The organism is Sphingobacterium griseoflavum, assembly GCF_014653155.1.
Lineage (GTDB): Bacteria > Bacteroidota > Bacteroidia > Sphingobacteriales > Sphingobacteriaceae > Sphingobacterium > Sphingobacterium griseoflavum.
Map to the genome: position 1 here is coordinate 104,698 of NZ_BNAF01000005.1, position 23,242 is coordinate 127,939.

Sequence of the window (23,242 nt, forward strand, 5' to 3'; positions counted from 1 at the left end):
CTTAATTAATTGGATTAAACAGATAAAACAAAATAGGATGAGTACAGAAAATCTAGCACAACAAGATGCTATTGCAAAGCTTAAAGAAATGGTTGATACCATGGATATAGGGATGTTAGGTTCATATCCGCAGGCCACGGGATTTATACATGCGGTGCCTATGAGCCGGCAGGAAGTGGATGATGAAGGTGCCATTTGGTTTCTATTTTCCACGGAGAGTGATACCTATTCACACTTTGAACAGGATAAGAAAGCGAGTTTACTTTATAGCGATATAGGCAGCTATAGCTTTTTAAGTATCAATGGACACGCTGAAGTAAGCCGGGATAAAGAACGTATTGACAAATACTGGAATAAGATGATGGAGGGGTGGTTTGAAAAAGGGAAAGATGATCCGAGGATTCGTGTTTTAAAAGTGGTGCCAGCCGAGGCACACTATTGGGATAACAAGTCAAATAAGTTGGTCACCTTGTTGAAGGTCGCCGTCAGTGCCGTTACCGGACAGAAAAATGATAGCGGGCGACAAGGCGATCTGGATTTTTGATATCCAGCATGGTATAAACACTCGTTAAATCGGTGTTTATACCATACTTAGGTGCTGCGCTTCGTAGAAACTCCTGTTTTCGCCGTTTAAATAACAATAAAGTGATAAAATTAAAACTTCTTGGATTAATTGCCGTTTTCAATCTACACCAGAAACAAGCAACAAAATTTGTAGACTACGCTTGGCTGGCGATTAAGCATGTCGCAATTGCTTTTTGTAATTAAAAGAAGAAAAACATAAGATTTATACGATGAAAATAGGTATCACTTTCTCCGCTTTCGACCTCCTACACGCAGGACACATTAAAATGCTTGAAGACGCAAAAGACCAATGCGATTATCTTATCTGTGGGTTGCAGACGGATCCGACCCTAGACAGACCTGAAAAGAATAAGCCTACACAAACTGTCTTCGAACGGTATATGCAGCTACGCGGGTGCAAACACGTCGATAAGATCGTACCGTATGCGACAGAACAAGATCTGGAAGATATCTTACGGTCCTTTAAATTTCATGTGCGCATATTGGGCGATGAATATATGGACAAAAATTTCACAGGTCGCGCATATTGCGAAGAGAAGGGTGTCGAACTTTACTTTAATCGGCGGGAGAACAGGTTTTCTAGTTCTTCGTTAAGAAAGATTATCGCAACGAAGGAGGAAGTGAAAGATACCGCTATCGTGAACCTGAAAGAGAATGGAGATTTTGCTGCGAAGCGTGCAAACGGTTAAATAGTTGCTTTAGACAATCGAAAATAGATGAAAATAGGAATAACATTTGGTGTATTTGATCTCCTGCATATCGGGCAGTTGGTCATGCTTGAGGAAGCAAAGAGAAACTGTGACTACCTGATTGTCGCCTTAAAGAGTGATACGTCGGATACGGGGTATGAGATGGCGCCTTCACAAACGATGGTGGAGCGATTCATCAAATTGGAAGGCTGCCAATTTGTGGATGAAATCATTCCTTACGAATCTGATAGGGATGTGATGGATATGCTGCAGTCCTTGGCGATTGATGTTCGCTTTGTGGGACAGGAGTACGAAAATAGCAATTTTATTGGGAAAAAATATTGTATCGACGAGGGAATTGCTTTGCACTATACCAAGCGTAAACATCGGTTTTCCAGTGCTGGGCTGCGTACTATTGTTACGGAAAAGGAAATGGCTAAATCTGCTGCAATCCTGGCAACCGATAAAACCAAATTAACGTTGCAACGTTCTTAATATAACAAATAACACAAACAATTAACAATATATAATTAATACATTTTAATAATACATATCAATATGGGAAGTATAGCAGTTTTAAATGAATTGACAGAGATCAATAATGACCGTGTAGCAGGATTTGAGAAAGCACTAGCAGACATCAACGATGAAAATGTTGATTTAAAAGCTATTTTTCAGCGCTACAGTGAGCAGAGCCGTAAGTTTAGCCAAGAATTGAGCGCATTGGTTGCGAGCCATGGTGGCGATATCGAAACAGGTAATAGTGTTGCAGGTACCTTGCATAGAGCTTGGATTGATGTGAAGTCGTTGTTCGGTGGATCCGATCGCGTTAGTATCTTGAACGAAGCGGAGCGAGGAGAGGATGCCATCAAGGCTGCGTATAAATCCGCTTTGGAGGATGCAGAGTTAACTGGTGAAGCTCGGTCGACCGTGATGAGACAGGCTAGCGAGATCAACGAAGGCCATGATGAAATCAAGGCACTACGTGATGCAGCGCGCGCAGCGGAATAGTTGTAGGGTAAAGGAGAAGTGAAAGCCATGCCAAAGCGCATGGCTTTTTTGTTTTTTGGTTACTTGAAAAGAGTGGTTCAAAATCATGCTAAAAGATTTACGGCAACACTAACTGGGGTTTTAAGAAGTTTAACGATGCTCGTAGGATCTCGTGAAAGAAGCCAAAATAGCGCTGCGTTTGCAACATCAACATGTATAGGTGGTATCGCAAACGCAGCGTTTTCTTTATTTTCAGCTGCCGCTAGAAAAGGACCAAGCTTAGTGCAGGCGTCAGCAAGAGCGAAAGTATAGATGAGAGACCCACCAGTATTGCAGCGTTTTCTTCCTCTGTCTCGAGAAAGGAAGCAAATACGACCAAATTTGCCGCAATAGGGAAGCTAGCCATCAAGATCATAAGCATGCTTTGGTCTTCATCTAGAACGCCGACGAAGCTTTTCTCGATAAACACAAGGGCGAGGAGGATAACCGCGCCGGCGAGGTAACGGAGGCCCATAAGCTTACTGAGCGATTTGTAAGCTATTTTTTTAAACGCAATGGTTCCCAATGTTAGTCCGATCAGGAACATGCCTAATGAAGAGACGACCCAACTGACAATATTAGCGACATCTTCCGCTTGTTCAGGCAATTGAATGCTTGCAACGTTCATTCCTATGGCTACGGCGCAAGCATAAATGGCCGGAATTTTGAAAACGTTAACCACGGCTTCCTTTGCGGAGATGCCCTTAGTTCTAGACATGAGGAAAAATCCTATCGTATCCCCGTATAGCGCATTGCCTACATAAGCACTGATGATAAGGGGCATTTGCTTTTCGCCAAATAAGGCCATAACGATTGGTATTCCAAACCATCCGATGTTATAGTAAGAAAAAGCACCTTTAACTAAATTTCCATCAAAATCCTTTCCTACGATTTTTTTACCTAGGATGGCCGGCAAATTCATGGAGAAAGCCAAAATAAAAATAATAGAACCGATGACTGCCGTTTCTTCCAAATCTGCTTTTAGCAGGTTTTCGATGATCAAGAAAGGAATAAAGACGAATAATAACGACTTTGATATCCATCGGCTGTTCAGATCCCATTTCTTTTTTACGGCCCAGCCTAGCAACATAAAGGTATATAGTGGCAACACTTTGGTTGCGAGTTCTTGCAGCACTTCCATTAGGAGATATTCTTTAATAGATCGTCGGTGAGGATATCCGCTTGTTCGACGTTAAACCAAAGGGCGTTGATGTCGAGTTGTAGACCAGCCAATTGATGCCCGATCACATAGTACGGTGAAGGGCTTTTGCGTTTAGCATGGCAGACACGTAAGCTTTCTAAATCAGCGCATATACCTCCGGCAGGATGCTGTTCGATGTAGCCTCTTTTTAAGAGCTTCGGCAACAACGGTTGATCGATCATTTCCTCGACCACGACGGTCGGTCCGGACGCATTAACCACATAATCTGCTTCATTGCTCGTCCCGTCGTCAGTTGTTAAGATAAAGCGACCGGCTTTCCACACGATGTCGTCGGTATTGCCGATGATTTTCAACTGTCCTGACTGCAATACTTTTTGGATTTTAATGGCGTTTTCTATAGGCATGGCATGTCGGTTGATATCGAAATAAGGTTTTATCCATTTCAAGAATAGCAGTTTTTGGTCTACGGGCAACAGTCGCCATATGGGGTATGTTTCTTCGCGGAGCGAATACAGGATGTTTTGTAGCAAACATTGTTTCCCAGTAGCTAAAGCGATATCCTCTTCCAATAGAGCAAGCTGGTCACGGTGTTCGCGTTCCTCAGCTACCCAGTTTAACTTTTTTTCCAAATGGCTCTCTGCTTCTTGCCGAAACATCCGGATCAGATCCGTAAGCCGCAGCGGTTTCGCCTTTTCGCGGATTGATTTCCGCACATTCGCAAGAGTCAATATACGGCGTTGATATGGAATTTCTACCGGAGATTGTACACGTGGCAATAGCCCTTTCAGCGAGAAAAAACTGATAGGCCCCTCATGCCCGTTGTCAATTAACGTGATCAATGCATCGATTGCAGTTAAACTGCTGCCCACGATGCTTACGCGGGCTTTTTTGTTTTTTATGTGTTTAAGCAGGCGGCTAGAAGGCCATGGAGATGGAAAGAAGTTAGGTTGCTTTAGCAATTTGGTAAAGCTGTTGGATGCCGGGTTACCTGTTGCCAAAATGCTATAGTCGGCTTGAAAGCTTTCGTCGTTATCGGTGATGAGCGTGATTTTGTTGTCTCGACCCACCTTGCCGTCCACAACCTCTGATGAAACAAGATCCACTTTAATGCCGTGTTGCTCGGCCAACTGGCGGTGGGTAGCAAACATGTCTTGCACATATTCTCCGAACAACATACGAGGTGGGAAAGCGTCAGGATGAACACTGACTTGGGGGTGTTTACGAGCGATCAGATCTTGATTTTCATGCATCCACTGTACAAAATGCATGCGCTCATGCGGGAAGATACCCATTAAGCCTGCTTTTGTATTCAACAAATGTCCTTCTTGCCCCGTGCCGAACGCTAAGCCCTCACCAAATTTTGTCCTTTTTTCGAAGATAATGAGTCGCAGGTGGTTTGCTGGCTTCCGGACAATGTGCTTGAGGACGAGCTGTAAAAAACAGGCTGTGCCACTTGCGCCGGCACCAATGATGGCGATTGTCGTGCTTTTGTTATATGTCATATCTATCGTTGAACAATATTTTCCGGACATCGTTCAGACAGACGGCAAAAAACAGCCGATACATTGTTTCTTTGTTGCGGTGGTTATACCTAAGGTCGCCGTCATTGGCTTTTAGATCGCTAAAATCGGTGCCCCGAACCAAAGGGTTGCTCCCCGAACAACTTCGCTTTGATGACCCGTGTGGGCCCCATGTAAATAGGCGATTTATTTGGATACACATCATTCGATTCCGACCCCATTTATTTGGTCTTTAAGCAGGCTCTCAGTACGAAGAAAACGGGTGAAGATCTAGTCTTGGTTTTCTTTGCCATTTCCACGGGCTCGGGCTGGATCGAGGAATACAGCATAATAAAAATCCGTCTCCTATCTTACACGACAGTGTAATCACCGGAGACGGACGCTAAAGTATATAGTGGATTAAAAATGCGATGACTGTTACCTTACGACACGCACATTTTTAGCATTAATACCCTTTTTGCCTTCTTCTGTTTCGAACTCGACGGTGTCGTGTTCACGGATATTTCCTAATAATCCAGTTGAGTGTACGAAAATGTCTTTGCCACCATCTGCAGGTGTAATGAAACCGAATCCTTTTGTTTCATTAAAAAACTTCACTTTTCCTTGTTGCATGTTCTTAAAATTTTGTAAATGATCATTTTGTTGTTTCACGTGTTTAGCGTGGAATGATCTTCGTAACAATTTCTATACCAAATAAATCGATTATCTGTCCCGGTTTCCATTGCGGTTCGGGACGACCAATTGCTGGTTCGTGGAAAACTCAAAAAAACATTCTCTTTGCAACATTGTTTTTTTTATATGGAATGGAAAGAACGACTGTGGGGTTATAATGCCGTAGACGGGTTTTACGAGAATCCCCAAAAATTTAATTTTGAATTTAGTCCGGAGCGACTGATTGTTCGTAATTTGGCTCTCCGGCATGCTGATCGGGATTTGTATCGAAATTTCCTATTGGAAAATTTTCCGTTTCACCTACAGAAAGAGATGGAAAAATTTGATCAAGTGATCAATAATTTGTGGTTGTTAACACCCGCTGAAGCGGCCCAGTATGTCGATGAAAAAGAGGTGAACATGATGTGCGCCGATTTGGATTACCGTGAAGGCGATGCTATTTTTCGAGCCTTGCATGTAGAGGCTGCAGAGCTGGCGACCTTCAAAAAAGAGGTAGATCGTGAACTTTTGGAAAACTATGTCTTACCCGAGCAGGTGTTAAATCGATCCTTTCTATGGATTGATGGCTCAGCCTTCGAAAACCTCTAGCATGGCGGCGGTGATCGTTGGGATGGTGATCATCGAATTCTTAACGCTATAGCGTATCCCAACCAAAGGGGGAGATAGTACGCGCGCTCGCGAACGTTCATACTATCGTATGTGCAAGCCACTCGGCAGGTTGAAAAATTTGATCGACCAGGAAAGGATCTTTTGGTTGCGGAATACTTTGGAGTTGAGGTAATGTTTTTAGCTTCAAACGGTGTCCCAAACCAGCAGCACAATACTTAAATTTCAACTACCTTTCGCGCAAAAAAATACGGATGTAGTAGATCAATCCGAGCACCGAAAGAAGATTGAAAATAAAAATAAAACCAAGTAAGAATAAAAAGGAAGAAGGGGCATATAGGTAGTATATAACGAGCAGAGAGACAACAGCCACGGACGACAGAATACCGATTTTGAAATATTTTTTCTGCTGCGCGATGCGATGGGACACACTTGCTTTGCGCTTGACTACATTCTTTAGCTCTACTGCTTCCACGTTGATCGTATCTTTTGCTTACTCTAGGTTGATTTTCTATTACCGATGTTGATGTTTAAACATAGGCTTTGGAAATCTTTAACAAATAACATGCCGCTTTTTGTCGGCGGATGTCTACAGATTCAAATAATTAAGAAAACTTTTTTTTCCTTAAACGGAGGCGTCGTAGGTATGGCGATCGATAACAGAATTACTCATTTCTTCTTGAAATCAGTCAGTTTGACAATGTTTTTAATTTTTTCGTCGAGCTCTCTGGTACTTAACTTCAGCATGGCTATCTCTTCTGGCATATCTTTTCCAAATTTTTCGGATAGATATTCAGCGATGCCCAAAATAGAGGAGACAGGTCTTCTTAATTCGTGCGATTGATAGAATGTTACGCGACGTAAATCTTCGTTTTGCTGCGTCAACTGGCTTTCCTGCTGGATCTTTTGTGTAATATCTAATGCATTACAAGAGACCCCAATGATGCCACCTTGCGGGTCGAAGGCGGGTTCGAAGTACACGAGCCAATGTACAGAAGCTCTATTTTTCACCGTATCTATACGAACGGCAGTTTGTTTTCCCCGTAAAGCCCGCATGTAGTTCTTTAAAAATGTCGCGGCATTTTGTTGCTGCAAGTACCCGCGGATATCATCACCCTCTTTCGGAATCTTTGCACAGTTTTCCTTAACCAAGTCTTGAAAAACTGCATTGTAGCTTAGGATGCCGTAATTGGTGTCCAATAATAAATGCAGCACTAACTTGCTGTTGAAGAATGATGTCAGGCGTATTTGATAAAGCCTGATATCCGCCAACTGCTCCTTCAGCAATATAATACTGGCCTGCAATTCGAATAATTGTATAATTTGTTTAGCTAATATGTTCAACATGGACCTTTGGGTTTCAGAGAACAACAATAAGTCGTCACTAAACACACATAAACTCCCGATGTGGTAAGCATCATGCGTCAATAACGGGATGTTTGCAAAGGAACGTATAAAAGGGCTACCCAACACAGATGGATGTGCTGCCCACGCTGAATCGAGCAGGGTATCCTTGATAAATAGGGCACAAGGGCTCGCGGTGGACGCGTTCCGAAAAGCGTCGGTCCAACGAGTGTCTTCAGGTGCCGGTCCCCAAAGGTAATGGAAGTGCGGGGCTACGTTATCCAATATCGTGATCGTCGCTATTTTGGCGTGGCAAACTTCGGCAGCTAACCGAACCAAATCGCGAACTTCCTTTTCGTTTTCGAATTGCAGACTGAGAAAACGATCGAGGGTACGGAGTCTTTTTATTTCCCTTAATGGCATATATGTGTCGCTTTATGCAGTATGGTCTTTTTACGAAGCTAGGAGGGGCCGAAAGCTTCCTGAAAAATACGTCGGAAACTATCGATGTCAAGGGGTTTTCTTAAGTAGTCCTTCACGAGTTTTTTGGACAAACTAATCTCCCTGTCACTTTCTGCTGTAGACGAACTCACCATATATATATGGCTGTTCTCAAAGAGGTGTAGTTTATCCATCTCATCAACCATCTCCCAACCGTCGATCTCGGGCATATTAATGTCGACCAAGATCAATTTTGGGATGTTTTTTACTACCTTGGCATTCGAGCGGAAGTAGGCTAGCGCATCTGCTCCATTGCTAAAAGAAAGAAGCTTTATGTCGCTGGAACAATAAGCGAAATATGTTCTGCACAAAAACTGAAATACTGGATCATCATCAACAACACTTATCAACATACGCAAACAATATATTTGTTTAGTTAAATAGAAAACTTTCCAACCATCTATTCTAAACTTCAATTATACAAAAAAATGAGTGGAACAATTATTTTCTGTCATATTATTTGATAGCGAAGCTCCTTTACAATTTTTAGTTAGAAATGATAAATAAGGAAATATAACCTAAAATTAGGGAATAAAACAATACTACCAATGACTGTTCGATGGGGATTTTACTATATTTGAATTTAATTAGATTTAATACAAATAGAGTAAGATATGATCAAGAAGGTTCTGCTATCGTTGTGGATATTGTCTTCCTTATCGGGGAAAGCGCAACAGAGTACGTTACTACATGCCGATTTTTGGAAATCGAGTCCTACATTATTAACGGTCAAGGCTGAAATAGAGAAAGGGAACAGCCCATCGCTGCCAAATCCGGCATCGTTTGATCCTGTGACGATGGCTATTATAAACAAAGCGCCAAATGACGTGATTGAGTTTCTGATTGATCAAGAAGGAAATGGCGTAACAAAGAAAACGCATCATAGCCGTAGCTATCTCCATTGGGCAGCATCAAGCGGGAATCTCGATTTGGTAGAACATTTAATTGCCAAAGGCGCAGATGTGCATTACCAAGATAGTCATGGTGATGCTATTGCGGCTTATGCGGCGGCAACAGGCAATAAAAATACAGCGATATTCGATGCTCTTTTTAAGGCTGGAGTAGATCCAAAGCAGACTTACACAGCTGGTGCCACATTGTTGATGCTGGGTATTGCCTCGGATCCGGATCTAACTGTAACCGACTACTTTTTAACAAAAGGTCTATCTCTTGATATGAAAGATGGGAACGGCCGTAGCGCGGCAGATTATGCTAGTAGATTGGGGGATACGATATTGATTGAAAAATTGGCTAAGCGCGGCGTATATCCTACCAACCAAGCGCTGTTTTTTGTAACCCAAGGCTCGCGTCAAAAAACAAATGGACTGGATACCTACCGGTATTTCGTGGAAAAGTTGAAGTTGGATCCTCGCGTGACAAATAAGGAAGGTGCGACTGTACTCCATTCGTTGATGCGCCGCCCAAACATAGATATTATCAACTATTTCCTAGCAAAAGGGGTCGATCCAAACAGGGCCGACCATGATGGGAATACGGCGTTGATGCAAGCTGCCGCAGGGCGGGATAAGACGCTTATCGAAATGCTATTACCGCATGTCGATGAGGTCAATGTGCAGAATGGGAAGGGTGAATCAGCATTGACAAAAGCCGTGGCGAACGGTTCGGCGGAAATCGCGTCGATGCTCTTAAAGCATGGTGCCGATGTACATGTCTTAGACAAAGACGGCAATAATTTGGCTTACCATTGGTTTCATTCGTTTCGTGAACAAGAAGGCGGAGGGCCTCGAGGCGTACAGGATCCAGGAAACGATTTCGAAGATAAATTGAACCTACTTCAGAAAAGCGGACTTTCGGTCACGGCAGCGCAGCGCAATGGGAGCTCACTTTTCCACGTGGCTGTTGCTAAAGAGAATATGCAGTTGATTAAAAAGGCAGCTGCACTAGGTGCTGACATCAATGCGCAGGATAGCGAAGGCACGACAGCCCTCCATAAGGCAGCGCTAATAGCTAAAGATGACCGATTGTTGAAGGCATTGTTAGCCTGCGGTGCAAAAAAGGAATTGAAAACAGAATTTGATGAAACGGCGTATGATTTAGCGAAGGATAATGAGTTTTTGAGCAATAATCAAGTCGCTATCGATTTTCTTAAATAGCATGATAAATAACATGAAAAGTCTTTTATTACTGGTTGTATTGCCTGTCCTTTACGGAAGTATAAGCTATGCACAAACGAGCAACTATAAATGCATGATCCAGATGAACAGTTATGAAGGCGAGGCTGCCTATGTCATCATATCCCTTATCAATCCAAATGGGTCTTATGCAAAGACCTTGGCGGTACTCGGCCCGGATAAACAGTGGTACAATACTTTGAAAGAATGGTATAAATACCAGACAAAAAGCGGGGAAAAGCTAAGTGCTGTGACCAGCGCTTCTGTCGGCGGCGGGGATAGGGCCGTACGCACTCTTGCCATTGACGAGTCTAGATTAAACAAGGGTTACAAGCTTCGGTTCGAGTCGGCCGTTGAGGAAAAGAAATATCACGTCCAAGATGTCGAAATTCCATTGACAAGCGCCGCCATGACAGAACGCGCGGTTGGAAAGGGTTACATCCGTTTCGTCAAACTTAGTAAAGTCCAATAGCGGCCAAGAGCATGACCTTATCGATATGGCGGTATGCGCATTTATTCCTGGCGATCGTCTCCTCGCTCTTTTTAGGCGTGTTATCTGCCACGGGCGTGATTTTAGCAATCGATGCGATTGTTGAAAAATATCCGGATTACCGAGTAAAAAACCTTGAAGCACTTTCTTTGGCGGAGGTAGTTCCCACATTGCGGGAGCTTTATCCTGAAGTTATATCATTAGCTGTTGATCATAATGGTTTTGTCCTTATCGATGCCATTGACGAGAGCGGTAATGCTGTAAGGGGCTTTGTTGATGCCAATACCGGCAAAATGCTAGGACCTATCGCGCCTAAAAGTTCCTTTGTACAAGGCGTTACCACGTTGCATCGCTCGCTTTTTTTACATGAAACTGGGCGCATTATAGTAGGCATTACCTCTTTCTTGTTGTTGCTGATCACAGTAAGCGGCCTGATCTTGCTTCTTAAGCGCCAGCAGGGGCTACGACACCTATTTGCAAAGATCAAGAAGGATAGTTTTGCACAGCATTTCCACGTATGGACTGGACGGTGGAGTGTGTTGCCATTGCTCTTTATCTCGCTCACGGGAACCTATCTTTTTATGTCGCGTATGGGGTTGTTTTCTGAAGAAAATACCGTCACGAAACATGGGGCGAGCGCAAATAGTATAGTGGCTGAACAGACGCTGGACAACTTTCCGGTTTTTCGGCAGACGTCGCTGGCAGATGTAGAGAAACTGGAGTTTCCTTTTGTGGAAGGTGATCCGGAGGAGTTTTTTATCCTAAAACTGAAAGATGTCGAGTTAACCGTCGATCAATTGACCGGTAAAGTCGTTCGCGAGGCGAAAAGCCCATATCATGTCCTTTTGGAAAAATGGAGCTTGGATTTGCATAGTGGGCGGACCAGCATCATGCTAGCCATTGTATTAGGGTTGGCATCCTTACACATCTTGTTTTTGATATATTCTGGATTCTCCATTACCTTTAAGCGTACACGTGTAAAAATAAAAAACGTTATAGAGGCTGATAGGGCTGAAATCATACTGTTGGTAGGTTCCGAAAATGGAAGCACACTTTTTTTTGCCAATCAGGTGCTGCAACAGTTGTTGCAGGCTGGCTACCGAGCTTTTATGGCGGAAATGAACTGTTACAAAAATTTTCCGTGTGTCGAGAAATTAATTGTTTTTACCGCAACATTTGGCCTCGGCGATGCGCCAACCAATGCTCGAAGATTCCTATCCTTGCTTAAGGCTCATCCTCAGGATCATCCGGTTCAATTTGCGGTGCTGGGTTTCGGATCCAGGACCTATTCACATTTCTGTGGTTATGCAAGCTTGGTTGATACCTCGCTAGCGCAACAGAAATGGGCTGTACGACAGTTGCCTTTGTATACCATTAATGACCGTTCTGCCGATGAATTTGTGCAATGGACACATGCTTGGTCGGAAGCCACTCTACTTAGGTTGGCTACATCGCCTGCGGTTTATGCTCAAAAAATCGAGCAACTGCAAGATCTGCAAGTGGTCGATAAAACGGATGTGGGTTTTGATAACCAGACTTTTATGATTACACTCGCTTTGCAGTCGCGGAAGACTTTCCAATCGGGCGATCTCTTAGCGATATATCCAAACGATAAGGGGGCAGAACGGTTTTACTCTATTGGGAAGCACTTTGGGAATGTGCGATTGATCGTGAAGTTGCACGAGCAGGGTATCGGCTCCAGCTACCTTTACCGGTTGCAGGTTGGGCAATCTATTCGCGCACGTGTCGTGAAAAATCTTTCTTTCCATTTTCCCAAAAAAGCGTCCCGAGTACTCATGATCTGTAATGGAACCGGCATTGCGCCTTTCTTGGGGATGGTAAATTGCAACCGCAATCGAAGACCGATATATTTGTATGCAGGTTTCAGGTATCGGAATTCATTAGCTGTGCAGTACCAGCGATATGCTGATGATGCTATTAGGGAACGTCGTTTGACCTCTTTTGCTATGGCCTTTTCTCGAGAGGAGTGTCCACAGTATGTGATGGACTTGGTGCGGCGCGATGCCGTATTTATAAGTGACGTGTTGCGCAGGCAGGGTGTGGTGATGATTTGTGGATCTTTGTCCATGCAAAAAGATGTCGAATCGTTGCTGGATGAAATCGTGCTTTCCAATGCTGGCCTATCGTTGGCTTCGCTCAAAGAAAATGGTCAGTTGTTAACGGATTGCTATTAATGGTTTGATTAGGATGAGAATTGGTATGTGCGTTGCGTTTCTATGCTTGATCTGGCCGGCTAAGCTTTCAGCGCAGGTTACGGTCAAGCGTGTGCTCACGTTGATGGGTTCACGGTTTGAAGTTACCGTCGTGGAGCGAGATAGCATGTCGGCAGCGAAGTGTATTGATACCGTAGCAGCCGAGATAACACGGATCGAGAACCTGATATCAGAATGGCGACCCCACACACAGGTTTCGGAAGTGAACAGGCAAGCTGGTATTAAGCCCGTCCGGGTAGACCGCGAATTGTTTTCCTTGACGCAGCGAGCGCTGCAATTTTCTCGGCTCTCTGGTGGTGCTTTCGATATCAGTATTGCTGCTATGGATCGCCTTTGGCGCTTCGACGACAGCATGACTGAGCTTCCCGCGGCAGCGGCAATACGGCAATCCGTCGCGAAGGTAAATTACAAAAACATCATATTGGACAGCGTTGCTTCAACCATTTATCTCGCCGAAAAAGGTATGAAAATTGGCTTCGGCTCGATCGGGAAAGGATATGCGGCAGATTGTGGGCGGACGCTTCTGAAAAGTATGGGCGTCAAAGGCGGTATTGTGAACGCTTCCGGCGATCTTTCTACTTGGGGGACACAGATAGATGAGCAACCGTGGCGTGTTGGCATAAAAAATCCTCGTAAGGGGAACAAGATGATCGCTATCTTGAAAATGCGAGAGGCTTCCGTTGCAACTTCCGGCAGTTACGAGAAGTACGTCGAATTTAATGGTAAGCGCTACGCCCATATCATCAATCCAAAGACGGGATACCCGGCGTCAGGATTTATCAGTGTCACGGTCTATGGTCCGTCAGCTGAGTTTGCAAATGGCCTTAGTACTTCCATGATGGTTTTAGGCGCTCGAGACGGTGAAAAGCTGCTCCGCCAATTCCCTGCCTACAAGGCCGTTTGGATGACCGATACGGGACGGATAAAACACTTTCGATGAGCAAAGGTTTATCCTGCAAAATAGGTTTATGCAAGACATTAATCGAATAAATGATGCTACCCCAGTCGCTTGTAACAACATCACTAAAATAATACAAATGCTATTTGCTCTTGATGTTTAGTGCGTTGTCTTTTCGGTCGATGAAATTCCGTGTATTTGCAACGATGATTTTGCAAAAAATACAGTTATCCAGTCAAATTATCCTTTCCTATGGTTAAGGTATTTAGTTTTTATTGATTAGATTTGTTGTTCAATTACGTACTAAATAACCATTTCTGTGGCATTACTATTTAAAGATGGCCGTCCGGTGGTGAGATTAAGAGCTTTCCGTGCTATTGATGATCCAGCCACATGTGAGCGTTTTATAGAAGGGCATGCTCGCGTATTAACTGCGATAGGTGTAAAAAAAGTTACTTCCTCTAAGGATGAATGGATGTATAACCCAGCTGCCTTTGTTTTGATCGTCGAGTCGTTAGACGGCGAAAATGTCTACGGTGGTGCGAGGGTTCATGTTGCAGGAGGGACGCAGCCCTTGCCTATTGAGGAAGCTACCGGAAATATGGATCCCAAAATATTTGATCTTGTTTGGGCTTATGCGCGCCACGGCACCGGTGAAGTTTGTGGCCTTTGGAATTCTCGGGAAATTGCCGGATATGGAGTAGGAAGTATTTTCTTGACTAGGGCAGCTGTAGCGATATCCAGCCAAGTCGGTCTCCGTTCATTGTTCGCGCTTTGCGCCCCTTACACGGTTGCGATGGCACAAAGTGTGGGATACCAGCTGGAAACAAGTGTAGGCAATAACGGAACCTTCTATTATCCTAAACTAGATCTCTTGGCGACTACACTTATCCTGCAGGATGTGAAAGAGCTATCCGTGGCAGATGAAGAAGAGCGGAATGCGATCTTTCAAATGAGGAATCAAGTGAACCTGACCGCGATAGAGAAGCTGCGGCGGAGAGAAATTGAAATCGAATACAAATTGGAGCTCCCAAATATGGAGCAATGGGATTTGAAAGGACTGATTGAAAGCCTACACGGCAACCTGCCACGGCCGAATATCGACCATAGTGATGGAATAAATTTTTTTTAATACAGATTTGCTAACACCTTCTACAGATGGAACATATTTATCGACCGGTTATATTTTCGCTTGGTGATCCAAAAGATAAAGATCGGTTACACGCTTTATTAACCAAAAAATTAAACATAACGGTATTTGATAGCATAGAATCACAAATAAAAGATTTGATTAAGGTGCTCCATCCTGCGCAAAATCCCGATGATCGTGAGCTCGCGGATTACATGGTTCAGCATTTAAATGGAAAATCAGTAGCTGATTATGGTGTGTGGGTTTATTATCCATGGAGCAATCGACTCGTACATACCTTGGATGAAGAAGAGTTCGTACGGGTTCGTACCAATCGGAATCGTGAAAAGATCACCCAAGAAGAGCAGGATGTGCTCGCTGCAAAAGTCGTAGGCATAGTGGGGCTCTCTGTGGGACAATCCATCGCATTGACCATGGCTATGGAAAGGGCTTGCGGAACACTGAGGTTGGCAGATTACGACCATGTCGATCTCAGTAATTTAAATCGGATTCGAACAGGCATACATAATCTGGACATTCCCAAAACGGTTATTGCCGCTCGTGAGATCGCGGAGATTGATCCCTTCCTCCGCGTAGAGCTTTTCCATACTGGCTTGACCACAGACAACATGGATGATTTTTTTGCAGGTAGCGGTAAATTAGATGTACTGGTGGAGGTGTGCGATGGCTTAGAAGTTAAATTAAAGAGTAGGGTGGAGGCCCGTAGGCAACGCATCCCGGTAGTGATGGAAACAAATGATCGCGGTATGGTCGATATTGAGCGTTTTGATACAGAACCAAATCGACCCATTCTCCACGGGCTGATTGCAGAGGAATCGATCGACAATGTTGCGGCTTTGACCGGTCAAGAACGTCTTTCTTTGATTTCGCAATTGGTCGATGCGGAGCAGCTTTCCCCGCGGATGAAGCAGTCTTTTGCGGAGGTAGGCAAGAGTTTACGTTCTTGGCCGCAACTAGCTTCTTCCGTTGTGTTAGGTGGCGGCATCACTACTGAGATTGTCCGTCGCATTCTTTTGGGAGAAAAATTGGATTCAGGAAGACGATACTTCGATGTTGATATGATCTTACCGCAAGTTATCAAATTTTAACACATGGTTACAGAGAACATCGCTAGACAAATAGATCTTGGCTTGGAGAAGAGCGTCATGGCGTTCAGGATATTTTTTCTCGCTTATTTATTTTTAGGCTCTTGGTCCATATCGGTAGCCCAGCCCACTATCCAGACGACATCGCAGCATGTGATCAACTACTTCGGGAAAGCAGTCTCCATTTTTCAGGATTCTAGCAACAATTTGACGCTGGCCGATATCCTATCAAAAGATTCGTTGTTTAGACGTTCTACGATGATTGTTCCCAATTTTGGTGTAAGTAAATTCAATAATTGGATTAAGTTTAAAGTAGTTGATCGTACGGCGGATGCCAGCTTGGTGCTGAATATTAGCAATCCCGTAATTGACGAAATTACACTCTATACGATTCAAGGCAGTAATATAGACAGCACAGTGTTGCAATTAGCCGATTCACTTGGTAAACGGCGTTTTGACCATCAATTTTATACTTTTCACCTAGCGCTGGAAAAAGACGAGCCTGCCATTTGCTATCTTAAAGTTGCAGGCACAAAGCAGGTGCTCGTCCCTATGACCTTATCGGACGAGCGAGCGGTAGTTGGCGAAATTTCCCGATTTGACTTCCGATCGGGTATTTATGTCGGCATCATGCTTACCATGCTCCTGTACAACCTATTTTTATACTTTTCGGCAGGTGATAGACACTATTTAGTTTATGTGCACTATATTTTTTGGGTCGCGGTAGCACAAGTAGCTATTTTGGGATATTTTCAACGTTTTTTTCCGAACTCCATCTTAGCCAGCCGCCATTTGATCACTTTCGCTGGGGCGATGTCGGGCATCGCGTCGGTGATCTTTGTTAAATCTTTCTTAAATGTCCGGGGCTATGCGCCCAAGTTATTGAAATGGCTAAATCTGGTGATCATTGGCGATGTAATCGCGCTATCGCTGTTGTTGTTCAACAAGCCTGTGATTAGTTACAATACAGTAAACTTCGTTGCTGCTACAGGATCTGTTATCGTTTTGCTGACAGCCCTTCGCACTTACAAGAATGGAAATAAATCGGCTAAGCTGTTTTTGATCGCTTGGGGTATTTTCTTGGGTAGTGTCATCATTTACGTGTTGAAAGATTATGGGATTTTGCCATACAACTTATGGACGGCACATATCGTCCAAATAGGCGCATCTTTGGAGGCTCTTTTGCTATCCTTTGCGTTAGGGGATAAAATAAACCTGTATCGCAAGGAAAAAGATGCGTCGCAGGCCAGAGAGTTAGCTAGTTCTTTGGAAAACGAGCGTTTAATTAGGGAGCAGAACACCTTGTTGGAAAAGAAAGTTGAAGAACGTACGAGAGCGCTGACGGACTCTAACGAGTCTCTACACGAAGCCTTGCGAGATTTGAAAGATGCACAATCGCAGTTGGTGGAAGCGGAGAAAATGGCTTCTTTAGGCCAGCTTACTGCTGGTGTAGCCCATGAAATCAATAACCCGATTAATTTTGTGACGTCTAATGTAGCGCCTTTAAAGCGTGACATAAATATGGTTTGGGAGACGCTGGATGCCATTGAACAGATGGCTTTCGACGAAAATCTAGCACTGGCCGAGAAGAAAGAACGCATTCAATTATTCAAAGAAGAAATAGATATAGATTATTTAAAGACAGAGGTTGACTTTCTGTTAAAGGGTATGCATGATGGTGCACACCGTACGGCGGAGATCGTCAAAAGCTTACGGATATTTTCCCGTGTGGATGAGGACACGGTAAAATTTGCCGATATCAATGAAGGTTTGGAATCGACCATGGTGATTTTAGGCAGTTTGGTCAGGGATGGCATTGAAGTCGAAAAGATCTATGGCGATTTGCCGAAAGTGGAATGCCATGCAGGGAAGTTGAATCAGGTTTTCTTGAATGTGCTTACCAACGCCATCTATGCTATCAACGAAAAGTTTAAACAAGAATCTGGCGGCCAGCTGCGTATTGCTACCGGGATTCATGAAGAAGGCGTTTCCGTATTCATTCAGATTGTAGATAATGGAATTGGTATTCCTGAAGAAATCCGCGAAAAAATTTTTGAACCCTTTTTTACCACGAAAGATGTTGGAGAAGGGACGGGGTTGGGCATGTCTATCGCCTATAATACGATTGCAAAACACCATGGCAAGATTATTGTCGATTCAACGGTGGGCGAGGGAACTTCCTTTACACTGGTTATTCCTATCGAGCAGAATATTTTGTAAAAGCCGACCCAAAGCAAAGTAAATATGATTAACTTCGTGTATACGCTTTTCAAATTGAAATTTTAGCGTTTTTCGAATATGCAAAAAAAGCTACAGGTACTTTATATAGATGATGAGGTAAACAACCTAGTTGGATTCAAAGCTAATTTTAGGTATAACTATGACGTGCTTATTGCATCGAGTACTAAAGAAGCCGAAGAGATCTTAGCCGCTAACCCATTCATACGAATTATCTTTTGTGATCAGCGCATGCCGGATGAATTGGGTGTGAATTTCTTGCAACGTATAAAGAAAGACTATCCACGACCCATTCGTATACTGTTGACCGCCTATGCTGATATGGAAACGGTTGTCGATGCGGTAAATAAAGGACATATCTTTCGATTTGTTCGTAAGCCCTGGATGGAAGAAGAGATTATTACTTCTGTCGAAGAAGCGGATAAGTTTTACATGGCCAACTCGATGCTCGATATCCAAAATGAGGCCTTACGAAAGGCTTATGACGAGCTAGATAAGTTTGCCTACAGTGTAAGCCATGACCTGCGGGATCCGTTGTCTGGTGTGTTGTCGGCGGTCAAGTTGGCGCTTCAATTTGATCAGGTTGAGCATATTCATGAACTGCTTCGTTTGATGGTGGGGTCGTTGACAAAACTGGATGCTTATATTGATAGTTTGCGCGACTATTACCTTTTGCGAAGGGGTGATTTGACATTGTCAGATATTAACTTTGAGCAGCTGTTCGAAGATATCAGTGAGTTTTATAAAGTTTCCACGCGTAGCGGCGAAGTGGTGTTAAATACTAAGGTGGATCAACATACCGTTTTTCGGAGCGACAAGGTGGTGCTGGAATTAATCTTGCACAATTTGCTTTCCAACGCATTTAAATACCAAAGGCAGGAACACGCCGACAAAGTGATCGATCTTTCTGTAAAGGTGGCAAACGGTCAGGCAGAAATTACCGTGCGTGACACAGGAATCGGCATTCCGAAAGAACATATGGACGATATTTTTACCCTTTTCTTTCGTGCTAGTGATCAGGCACAGGGTATGGGATTTGGCCTATATAACGTGCAAAGCGCTTTATTGAAGTTGAAGGGAAGCATTACCGTGGATTCCGAACTGGGACAAGGCACAACCTTTACCGTGAAAGTGCCTAGTAAACAGTAGGACCGTGTTGCTCCGATGTCGTTTCTACGTGCAGTATAGCCGAATAATCTGGGTCGTTTATGACGTAAACGGTTACAAAAAAGACATTTCTTCGATCTTTTTAGGATAGTAGTTTTTGCCGAAGCAAAAACTCAAGCTGTTCGTTCGATACTTCTAGTTTGGAGTACGTTTCCAAGATTTGCTTCCGTTCGGCATATAGTTCATAAGCACGCTGGATGGTTTGATCCAATTCTTCTTCACTCCAAGGTTTGTTCAGGTAGTGGAATATCTTGCCTTTATTCACAGCATCAACTACCGCCGCCATATCGGTGTATCCAGTCAGCAAAATGCGCATGGGCTCAGGATCGATCTTAATGATCTCTTCCAAAAATTCAACGCCTGTCATTTCTGGCATTCTCTGGTCGGTTATAATGATGTCAACAGGGGTTTGACGCACGATTTCCAAGGCTTTGGCGCCGCTTATCGCCGTCAATACTTGGTATTTTAGACGGAACGTCGCTTTAAACGACATGAGGTTATTTTCTTCATCGTCCACATACAACACCGTAATTTTCTTGCTTTTCTCTGCCATGGCACTTCGTCTTTTTTCAAAAGTAGATAAAAGAAAAATATCTTTCTAAGTTAGTCAAAAAAAAGACCAAATGCAATAATTTTTTATACCCTTGGCGGCCGGCCGTTCCGCGGGCTCACTAGCTTTCGCTACGTTTCAGCGTGAGCACCGTGATCTCTGGCCAAATACCAATCCTCCCCTGCAAACCGTGAAAGCCAAAGCCACGGTTGACATAAAGATATTTTCCATGACGTTGGTAAAGTCCTGCCCATTCTTTATAAAAATATTGGATTGGGCTCCACTTGAAAAAACCAAGGTCTATGCCGAACTGCATGCCGTGCGTGTGTCCCGAAAGTGTTAATTGTACGGGGGATCGATAGGGCAAAACCTGTTCTTCCCAATGGGAAGGATCATGGGACATTAAGATGCGAAAAGAGTCGTCGGCGATGTTCTCCGTGGCCTTCTGCAGGTCCCCATATCGTTGGAAGCCTCCCTTTCCCCAGTTCTCTACACCGATCAAAGTAATACGAGCATTATCTTTTACGAGCTGCACGGCTTTGTTTCGCAACAGGCTGAATCCCATCTCGGCATGTACTTGTTCCAACTGATGGAGGTTGAACGCTTTTGCTGCATGACTTTCCCATTGCATATAATCGCCATAATCGTGGTTACCCAAGATTGCATACTTGCCATAAGGCGCTTTTAGCTGACTGAAAACATCCTTCCACGGCTCCATTTCGGCAGCGGTATGATTGACCAAATCTCCCGTGAACAGCAATAGATCGCTTCTTTGCTGATTGGCCAAGGTAATACCCTGCTGTACGGCACGCTTGCTGCCTAAGCTACCTGCATGTATATCCGATAGCTGGGTGATCGTGAAGCCATCAAAATCTGCCGGTAAATCGGAAAAGTATAGCGTTTCCTTTCTAACCTTGTAATGGTATTTGCCTCGCGTGATACCAAATAACATGCTGATCAGGACCAGTGCCGCCACGATTAAGACCAAGGCAGCTACCACAATGCTCCGCTCGCCAAATCCTGTCAGTAGGCGATACATATCTTCTGCTAGCAACAGCGGAGACGCTATCAGTTTGGGAAGAAGGGACAGCAATAAACCGCTCAGTAGCCAAGGTAAAAACTGTTTGGCACGACTACGCCAAGTTGGAAATACGGCCATCGCCAATAACACGAGTATGCATGCTATATCGACGCCCCAATACAGTAGCGGTATAAGAGGAGATACCACAAAAACGGAGATGGCTTGGTAAAAGTAAATATCGCCAAATATGAATAATATAGTGAGGAGAATAATGCGTGTTGCCATATGTTTTTTAAGATAGACGTATGAAATCGAAAAATACGCTATTAACTTTTGCCGGTATTTATTGTATGCGGTAAGATGTAGCCTTTATGAGAAGAATCCACAAGATTTTCCGTCCATCGTCAGACTAGCGCCTTAATTTTATAAGCTTTAGACATGTGGCTTCTGGATTTGGATTTGATGCAAAATATTAGCAATAGCTGCTAAAAAGAAAACGTTATGGAATGAATTAGCTTTTGGTGGATCGTACGTTGATTGGTTTCAAAAAAAAACCCTTTATCGCTAAATAAAGGGGATTTTGAGTACGCCAAAAGGGATTCGAACCCCTGACCGACGGTTTAGAAAACCGTTGCTCTATCCTGCTGAGCTATTGGCGCATCATTTCTATGGGACAAAAGTATGGAATTACGACTGCTCTGCAAAATAAAATCGCTTTTTTTTGTGCTTTACCAAATAACTTGTTGCCTCCCAAATATATATTTTTCGGGAATCGTTTATTTAATATGGGACGTACGTATTAAAATTTAGTAGATCAACTTTATGTTTACAGAATTTAAAGACTTCGTCATGACATGATGGAAAGACAAAGTACATTGTGAAATAGCCTTCGAGGTGTGACATCTTCTGATCTCCCACTTTAAATAATTTTTTGTAGTTTTAATAGCGCTGTGAACGATGCTCCCGAAGGTATTATGAAACGCAATCGCATAGTACCTGCCTTATATAAAATACGGATTTCGAAGTAAGAGTCGTGAAGGTGGTGATGGCGTGCCTATCATTGGTGATATACAGGTCATACTAGGCTAATATTCAGCTTAGTGGTGAAATGACTATGGGCTTGATTGTAGAAATATGAAATAAAGTTTTGGAGAAATAAGAAAATTCGTACTTTTGTCGCGGAGAGTTGGCAGAGTGGTCGAATGCGGCAGTCTTGAAAACTGTTGACTGTAACAGGTCCGGGGGTTCGAATCCCTCACTCTCCGCCAGATAAAAGCAGCTTTTTTTAAGCTGCTTTTATGGTTTATATAGCACTCGATTCGAACCGAAGGGCTGGCCGGGGTTCGAACCGAAGGAGGTTTAGGGATGCGTGCGGGTTATGCGCGGCTAAACCAATCCTGAACGCTCCGCCAGATAAAAGCAGCTTTTTTTGAGTTGCTTTTATCGTTTATGTAGCACCTGATTCGAACCGAAGGGCTGGCCGGGGTTCGATCCGCAGGAGGTTTAGGGATGTGTGCGGGCTAGCGCGGCTAAACCAATCCTGAACGCTCCGCCAGATAAAAGCAGCTTTTTTTGAGTTGCTTTTATCGTTTATGTAGCACCTGATTCGAACCGAAGGGCTGGCCGGGGTTCGATCCGCAGGAGGTTTAGGGATGTGTGCGGGCTAGCGCGGCTAAACCAATCCCGAACGCTCCGCCAGATAAAAGCAGCTTTTTTTGAGCTGCTTTTATCGTTTATGTAGCACCTGATTCGAACCGAAGGGTTGGCCGGGGTTCGATCCGAAGGAGGTTTAGGGATATGTGCGGGCTAGCGCGGCTAAACCAATCCTGAACGCTCCGCCAGATAAAAGCAGCTTTTTTTGAGTTGCTTTTATCGTTTATGTAGCACCTGATTCGAACCGAAGGGCTGGCCGGGGTTCGATCCGCAGGAGGTTTAGGCATGTGTGCGGGCTAGCGCGGCTAAACCAATCCCGAACGCTCCGCCAGATAAAAGCAGCTTTTTTTGAGCTGCTTTTATCGTTTTATAGTTACTAGTGGCGCAGTTAACCGTTCAATAAAAGCATACATTAGTCATCATACCATTTCAAGGGTTTTACTATGGTCGACCCGTACTTTACCTGCCCGCAGGGTGTAAGACAAAAGCGGCAATCTTTTCACAAAAATCTGTTCA

Annotated in this window: 21 protein-coding genes and 2 tRNA genes; 14 read left to right on the forward strand and 9 right to left on the reverse strand. The window is 43.8% G+C overall.

Translation table 11 applies throughout. From position 1 onward, the window contains the following. Window positions 1-37: 37 nt before the first annotated feature. The 4 genes from IE165_RS07820 to IE165_RS07835 all read left to right on the forward strand — a co-directional run bounded on the left by IE165_RS07820 (window position 38) and on the right by IE165_RS07835 (window position 2,285). Window positions 38-544 (forward strand): pyridoxamine 5'-phosphate oxidase family protein, encoded by a 507-nt coding sequence (locus tag IE165_RS07820; RefSeq protein ID WP_189626055.1) that lies wholly within the window; start codon window positions 38-40, stop codon window positions 542-544. 250 nt (window positions 545-794) lie between these two features. Next, on the forward strand, window positions 795-1,274 hold the full coding sequence (locus tag IE165_RS07825) for an adenylyltransferase/cytidyltransferase family protein (protein ID WP_189626056.1): 480 nt from the start codon (window positions 795-797) through the stop codon (window positions 1,272-1,274). Between the two features lie 27 nt (window positions 1,275-1,301). Continuing rightward, window positions 1,302-1,769, forward strand: coding sequence for an adenylyltransferase/cytidyltransferase family protein (locus IE165_RS07830; protein ID WP_189626057.1), 468 nt, complete (start codon window positions 1,302-1,304; stop codon window positions 1,767-1,769). Between the two features lie 63 nt (window positions 1,770-1,832). Continuing rightward, the gene (locus tag IE165_RS07835; RefSeq protein ID WP_189626058.1) at window positions 1,833-2,285 is read left to right on the forward strand and encodes a ferritin-like domain-containing protein; all 453 of its coding nucleotides are present in this window, start codon (window positions 1,833-1,835) and stop codon (window positions 2,283-2,285) included. A 241-nt stretch (window positions 2,286-2,526) separates the two neighbouring features. Here the strand turns inward: IE165_RS07835 and IE165_RS07840 are convergent, their stop codons facing one another. From IE165_RS07840 to IE165_RS07850, 3 genes are all read right to left on the reverse strand, one after another. Next, window positions 2,527-3,444, reverse strand: coding sequence for an AEC family transporter (locus tag IE165_RS07840; protein ID WP_189626059.1), 918 nt, complete (start codon window positions 3,442-3,444; stop codon window positions 2,527-2,529). Beyond that, window positions 3,444-4,967 carry an FAD/NAD(P)-binding protein gene (locus IE165_RS07845; protein ID WP_189626060.1) on the reverse strand — a complete coding sequence of 508 codons (1,524 nt, stop codon included), beginning with the start codon at window positions 4,965-4,967 and terminating at the stop codon, window positions 3,444-3,446. Before IE165_RS07845 ends, IE165_RS07840 begins: the two co-directional genes overlap by 1 nt. Window positions 4,968-5,402: 435 nt before the next feature. Next, window positions 5,403-5,597 carry a cold-shock protein gene (locus tag IE165_RS07850; protein ID WP_189626225.1) on the reverse strand — a complete coding sequence of 65 codons (195 nt, stop codon included), beginning with the start codon at window positions 5,595-5,597 and terminating at the stop codon, window positions 5,403-5,405. A gap of 186 nt (window positions 5,598-5,783) precedes the next feature. On the opposite strand from IE165_RS07850, the gene IE165_RS07855 reads away from it, so the two are divergent. Next, window positions 5,784-6,245 carry a hypothetical protein gene (locus IE165_RS07855; RefSeq protein WP_189626061.1) on the forward strand — a complete coding sequence of 154 codons (462 nt, stop codon included), beginning with the start codon at window positions 5,784-5,786 and terminating at the stop codon, window positions 6,243-6,245. Between the two features lie 247 nt (window positions 6,246-6,492). Here the strand turns inward: IE165_RS07855 and IE165_RS07860 are convergent, their stop codons facing one another. From IE165_RS07860 to IE165_RS07870, 3 genes are all read right to left on the reverse strand, one after another. Next, window positions 6,493-6,738: a hypothetical protein gene (locus tag IE165_RS07860; protein ID WP_189626062.1), complete on the reverse strand. Its 246-nt coding sequence runs from the start codon at window positions 6,736-6,738 to the stop codon at window positions 6,493-6,495. Window positions 6,739-6,932: 194 nt separating this feature from the next. After that, window positions 6,933-8,030 (reverse strand): GAF domain-containing protein, encoded by a 1,098-nt coding sequence (locus tag IE165_RS07865; RefSeq protein WP_189626063.1) that lies wholly within the window; start codon window positions 8,028-8,030, stop codon window positions 6,933-6,935. Window positions 8,031-8,068: 38 nt separating this feature from the next. Continuing rightward, complete coding sequence (locus tag IE165_RS07870) at window positions 8,069-8,461, reverse strand: response regulator (protein ID WP_189626064.1); 393 nt, start codon at window positions 8,459-8,461, stop codon at window positions 8,069-8,071. 261 nt (window positions 8,462-8,722) lie between these two features. Here IE165_RS07870 and IE165_RS07875 point away from each other — a divergent pair, with 261 nt between their 5' ends. The 8 genes from IE165_RS07875 to IE165_RS07910 all read left to right on the forward strand — a co-directional run bounded on the left by IE165_RS07875 (window position 8,723) and on the right by IE165_RS07910 (window position 19,484). Further along, the gene (locus tag IE165_RS07875) at window positions 8,723-10,222 is read left to right on the forward strand and encodes an ankyrin repeat domain-containing protein (protein ID WP_229826438.1); all 1,500 of its coding nucleotides are present in this window, start codon (window positions 8,723-8,725) and stop codon (window positions 10,220-10,222) included. A gap of 13 nt (window positions 10,223-10,235) precedes the next feature. Then, window positions 10,236-10,712 (forward strand): DUF2271 domain-containing protein, encoded by a 477-nt coding sequence (locus IE165_RS07880; protein ID WP_189626065.1) that lies wholly within the window; start codon window positions 10,236-10,238, stop codon window positions 10,710-10,712. Window positions 10,713-10,723: 11 nt separating this feature from the next. Further along, complete coding sequence (locus tag IE165_RS07885; RefSeq protein ID WP_189626066.1) at window positions 10,724-12,925, forward strand: PepSY domain-containing protein; 2,202 nt, start codon at window positions 10,724-10,726, stop codon at window positions 12,923-12,925. A gap of 13 nt (window positions 12,926-12,938) precedes the next feature. Continuing rightward, window positions 12,939-13,904: an FAD:protein FMN transferase gene (locus tag IE165_RS07890; protein WP_189626067.1), complete on the forward strand. Its 966-nt coding sequence runs from the start codon at window positions 12,939-12,941 to the stop codon at window positions 13,902-13,904. 277 nt (window positions 13,905-14,181) lie between these two features. After that, window positions 14,182-14,994: a hypothetical protein gene (locus IE165_RS07895; protein ID WP_189626068.1), complete on the forward strand. Its 813-nt coding sequence runs from the start codon at window positions 14,182-14,184 to the stop codon at window positions 14,992-14,994. A gap of 26 nt (window positions 14,995-15,020) precedes the next feature. Then, a complete protein-coding gene (locus IE165_RS07900; protein ID WP_189626069.1) occupies window positions 15,021-16,100 on the forward strand; it encodes an Rv1355c family protein in 1,080 nt (359 codons plus the stop codon). Window positions 16,101-16,103: 3 nt separating this feature from the next. Next, complete coding sequence (locus IE165_RS07905) at window positions 16,104-18,317, forward strand: sensor histidine kinase (protein ID WP_229826439.1); 2,214 nt, start codon at window positions 16,104-16,106, stop codon at window positions 18,315-18,317. A gap of 78 nt (window positions 18,318-18,395) precedes the next feature. Next, complete coding sequence (locus IE165_RS07910) at window positions 18,396-19,484, forward strand: sensor histidine kinase (RefSeq protein ID WP_189626070.1); 1,089 nt, start codon at window positions 18,396-18,398, stop codon at window positions 19,482-19,484. A 100-nt stretch (window positions 19,485-19,584) separates the two neighbouring features. Here IE165_RS07910 and IE165_RS07915 read toward each other — a convergent pair whose 3' ends face one another. The 3 genes from IE165_RS07915 to IE165_RS07925 form a co-directional block, all read right to left on the reverse strand. Beyond that, the gene (locus IE165_RS07915) at window positions 19,585-20,055 is read right to left on the reverse strand and encodes a response regulator (RefSeq protein ID WP_189626071.1); all 471 of its coding nucleotides are present in this window, start codon (window positions 20,053-20,055) and stop codon (window positions 19,585-19,587) included. Window positions 20,056-20,173: 118 nt separating this feature from the next. After that, a complete protein-coding gene (locus IE165_RS07920; RefSeq protein ID WP_189626072.1) occupies window positions 20,174-21,358 on the reverse strand; it encodes a metallophosphoesterase in 1,185 nt (394 codons plus the stop codon). A 300-nt stretch (window positions 21,359-21,658) separates the two neighbouring features. Further along, window positions 21,659-21,732: transfer RNA gene (locus IE165_RS07925), tRNA-Arg, on the reverse strand. Window positions 21,733-22,253: 521 nt separating this feature from the next. On the opposite strand from IE165_RS07925, the gene IE165_RS07930 reads away from it, so the two are divergent. Continuing rightward, window positions 22,254-22,341 (forward strand) — tRNA-Ser (locus tag IE165_RS07930). Window positions 22,342-23,242 lie beyond the last annotated feature (901 nt).

Bases quoted from the DNA above. Each gene is read 5' to 3' on its own strand.
- IE165_RS07820 (WP_189626055.1), top strand. From the start codon at position 38: ATGAGTACAGAAAATCTAGCACAACAAGATGCTATTGCAAAGCTTAAA.
- IE165_RS07825 (WP_189626056.1), top strand. From the start codon at position 795: ATGAAAATAGGTATCACTTTCTCCGCTTTCGACCTCCTACACGCAGGA.
- IE165_RS07830 (WP_189626057.1), top strand. From the start codon at position 1,302: ATGAAAATAGGAATAACATTTGGTGTATTTGATCTCCTGCATATCGGG.
- IE165_RS07835 (WP_189626058.1), top strand. From the start codon at position 1,833: ATGGGAAGTATAGCAGTTTTAAATGAATTGACAGAGATCAATAATGAC.
- IE165_RS07840 (WP_189626059.1), bottom strand. From the start codon at position 3,444: ATGGAAGTGCTGCAAGAACTCGCAACCAAAGTGTTGCCACTATATACC.
- IE165_RS07845 (WP_189626060.1), bottom strand. From the start codon at position 4,967: ATGACATATAACAAAAGCACGACAATCGCCATCATTGGTGCCGGCGCA.
- IE165_RS07850 (WP_189626225.1), bottom strand. From the start codon at position 5,597: ATGCAACAAGGAAAAGTGAAGTTTTTTAATGAAACAAAAGGATTCGGT.
- IE165_RS07855 (WP_189626061.1), top strand. From the start codon at position 5,784: ATGGAATGGAAAGAACGACTGTGGGGTTATAATGCCGTAGACGGGTTT.
- IE165_RS07865 (WP_189626063.1), bottom strand. From the start codon at position 8,030: ATGCCATTAAGGGAAATAAAAAGACTCCGTACCCTCGATCGTTTTCTC.
- IE165_RS07870 (WP_189626064.1), bottom strand. From the start codon at position 8,461: ATGTTGATAAGTGTTGTTGATGATGATCCAGTATTTCAGTTTTTGTGC.
- IE165_RS07875 (WP_229826438.1), top strand. From the start codon at position 8,723: ATGATCAAGAAGGTTCTGCTATCGTTGTGGATATTGTCTTCCTTATCG.
- IE165_RS07880 (WP_189626065.1), top strand. From the start codon at position 10,236: ATGAAAAGTCTTTTATTACTGGTTGTATTGCCTGTCCTTTACGGAAGT.
- IE165_RS07885 (WP_189626066.1), top strand. From the start codon at position 10,724: ATGACCTTATCGATATGGCGGTATGCGCATTTATTCCTGGCGATCGTC.
- IE165_RS07890 (WP_189626067.1), top strand. From the start codon at position 12,939: ATGAGAATTGGTATGTGCGTTGCGTTTCTATGCTTGATCTGGCCGGCT.
- IE165_RS07900 (WP_189626069.1), top strand. From the start codon at position 15,021: ATGGAACATATTTATCGACCGGTTATATTTTCGCTTGGTGATCCAAAA.
- IE165_RS07905 (WP_229826439.1), top strand. From the start codon at position 16,104: ATGGTTACAGAGAACATCGCTAGACAAATAGATCTTGGCTTGGAGAAG.
- IE165_RS07910 (WP_189626070.1), top strand. From the start codon at position 18,396: ATGCAAAAAAAGCTACAGGTACTTTATATAGATGATGAGGTAAACAAC.
- IE165_RS07915 (WP_189626071.1), bottom strand. From the start codon at position 20,055: ATGGCAGAGAAAAGCAAGAAAATTACGGTGTTGTATGTGGACGATGAA.
- IE165_RS07920 (WP_189626072.1), bottom strand. From the start codon at position 21,358: ATGGCAACACGCATTATTCTCCTCACTATATTATTCATATTTGGCGAT.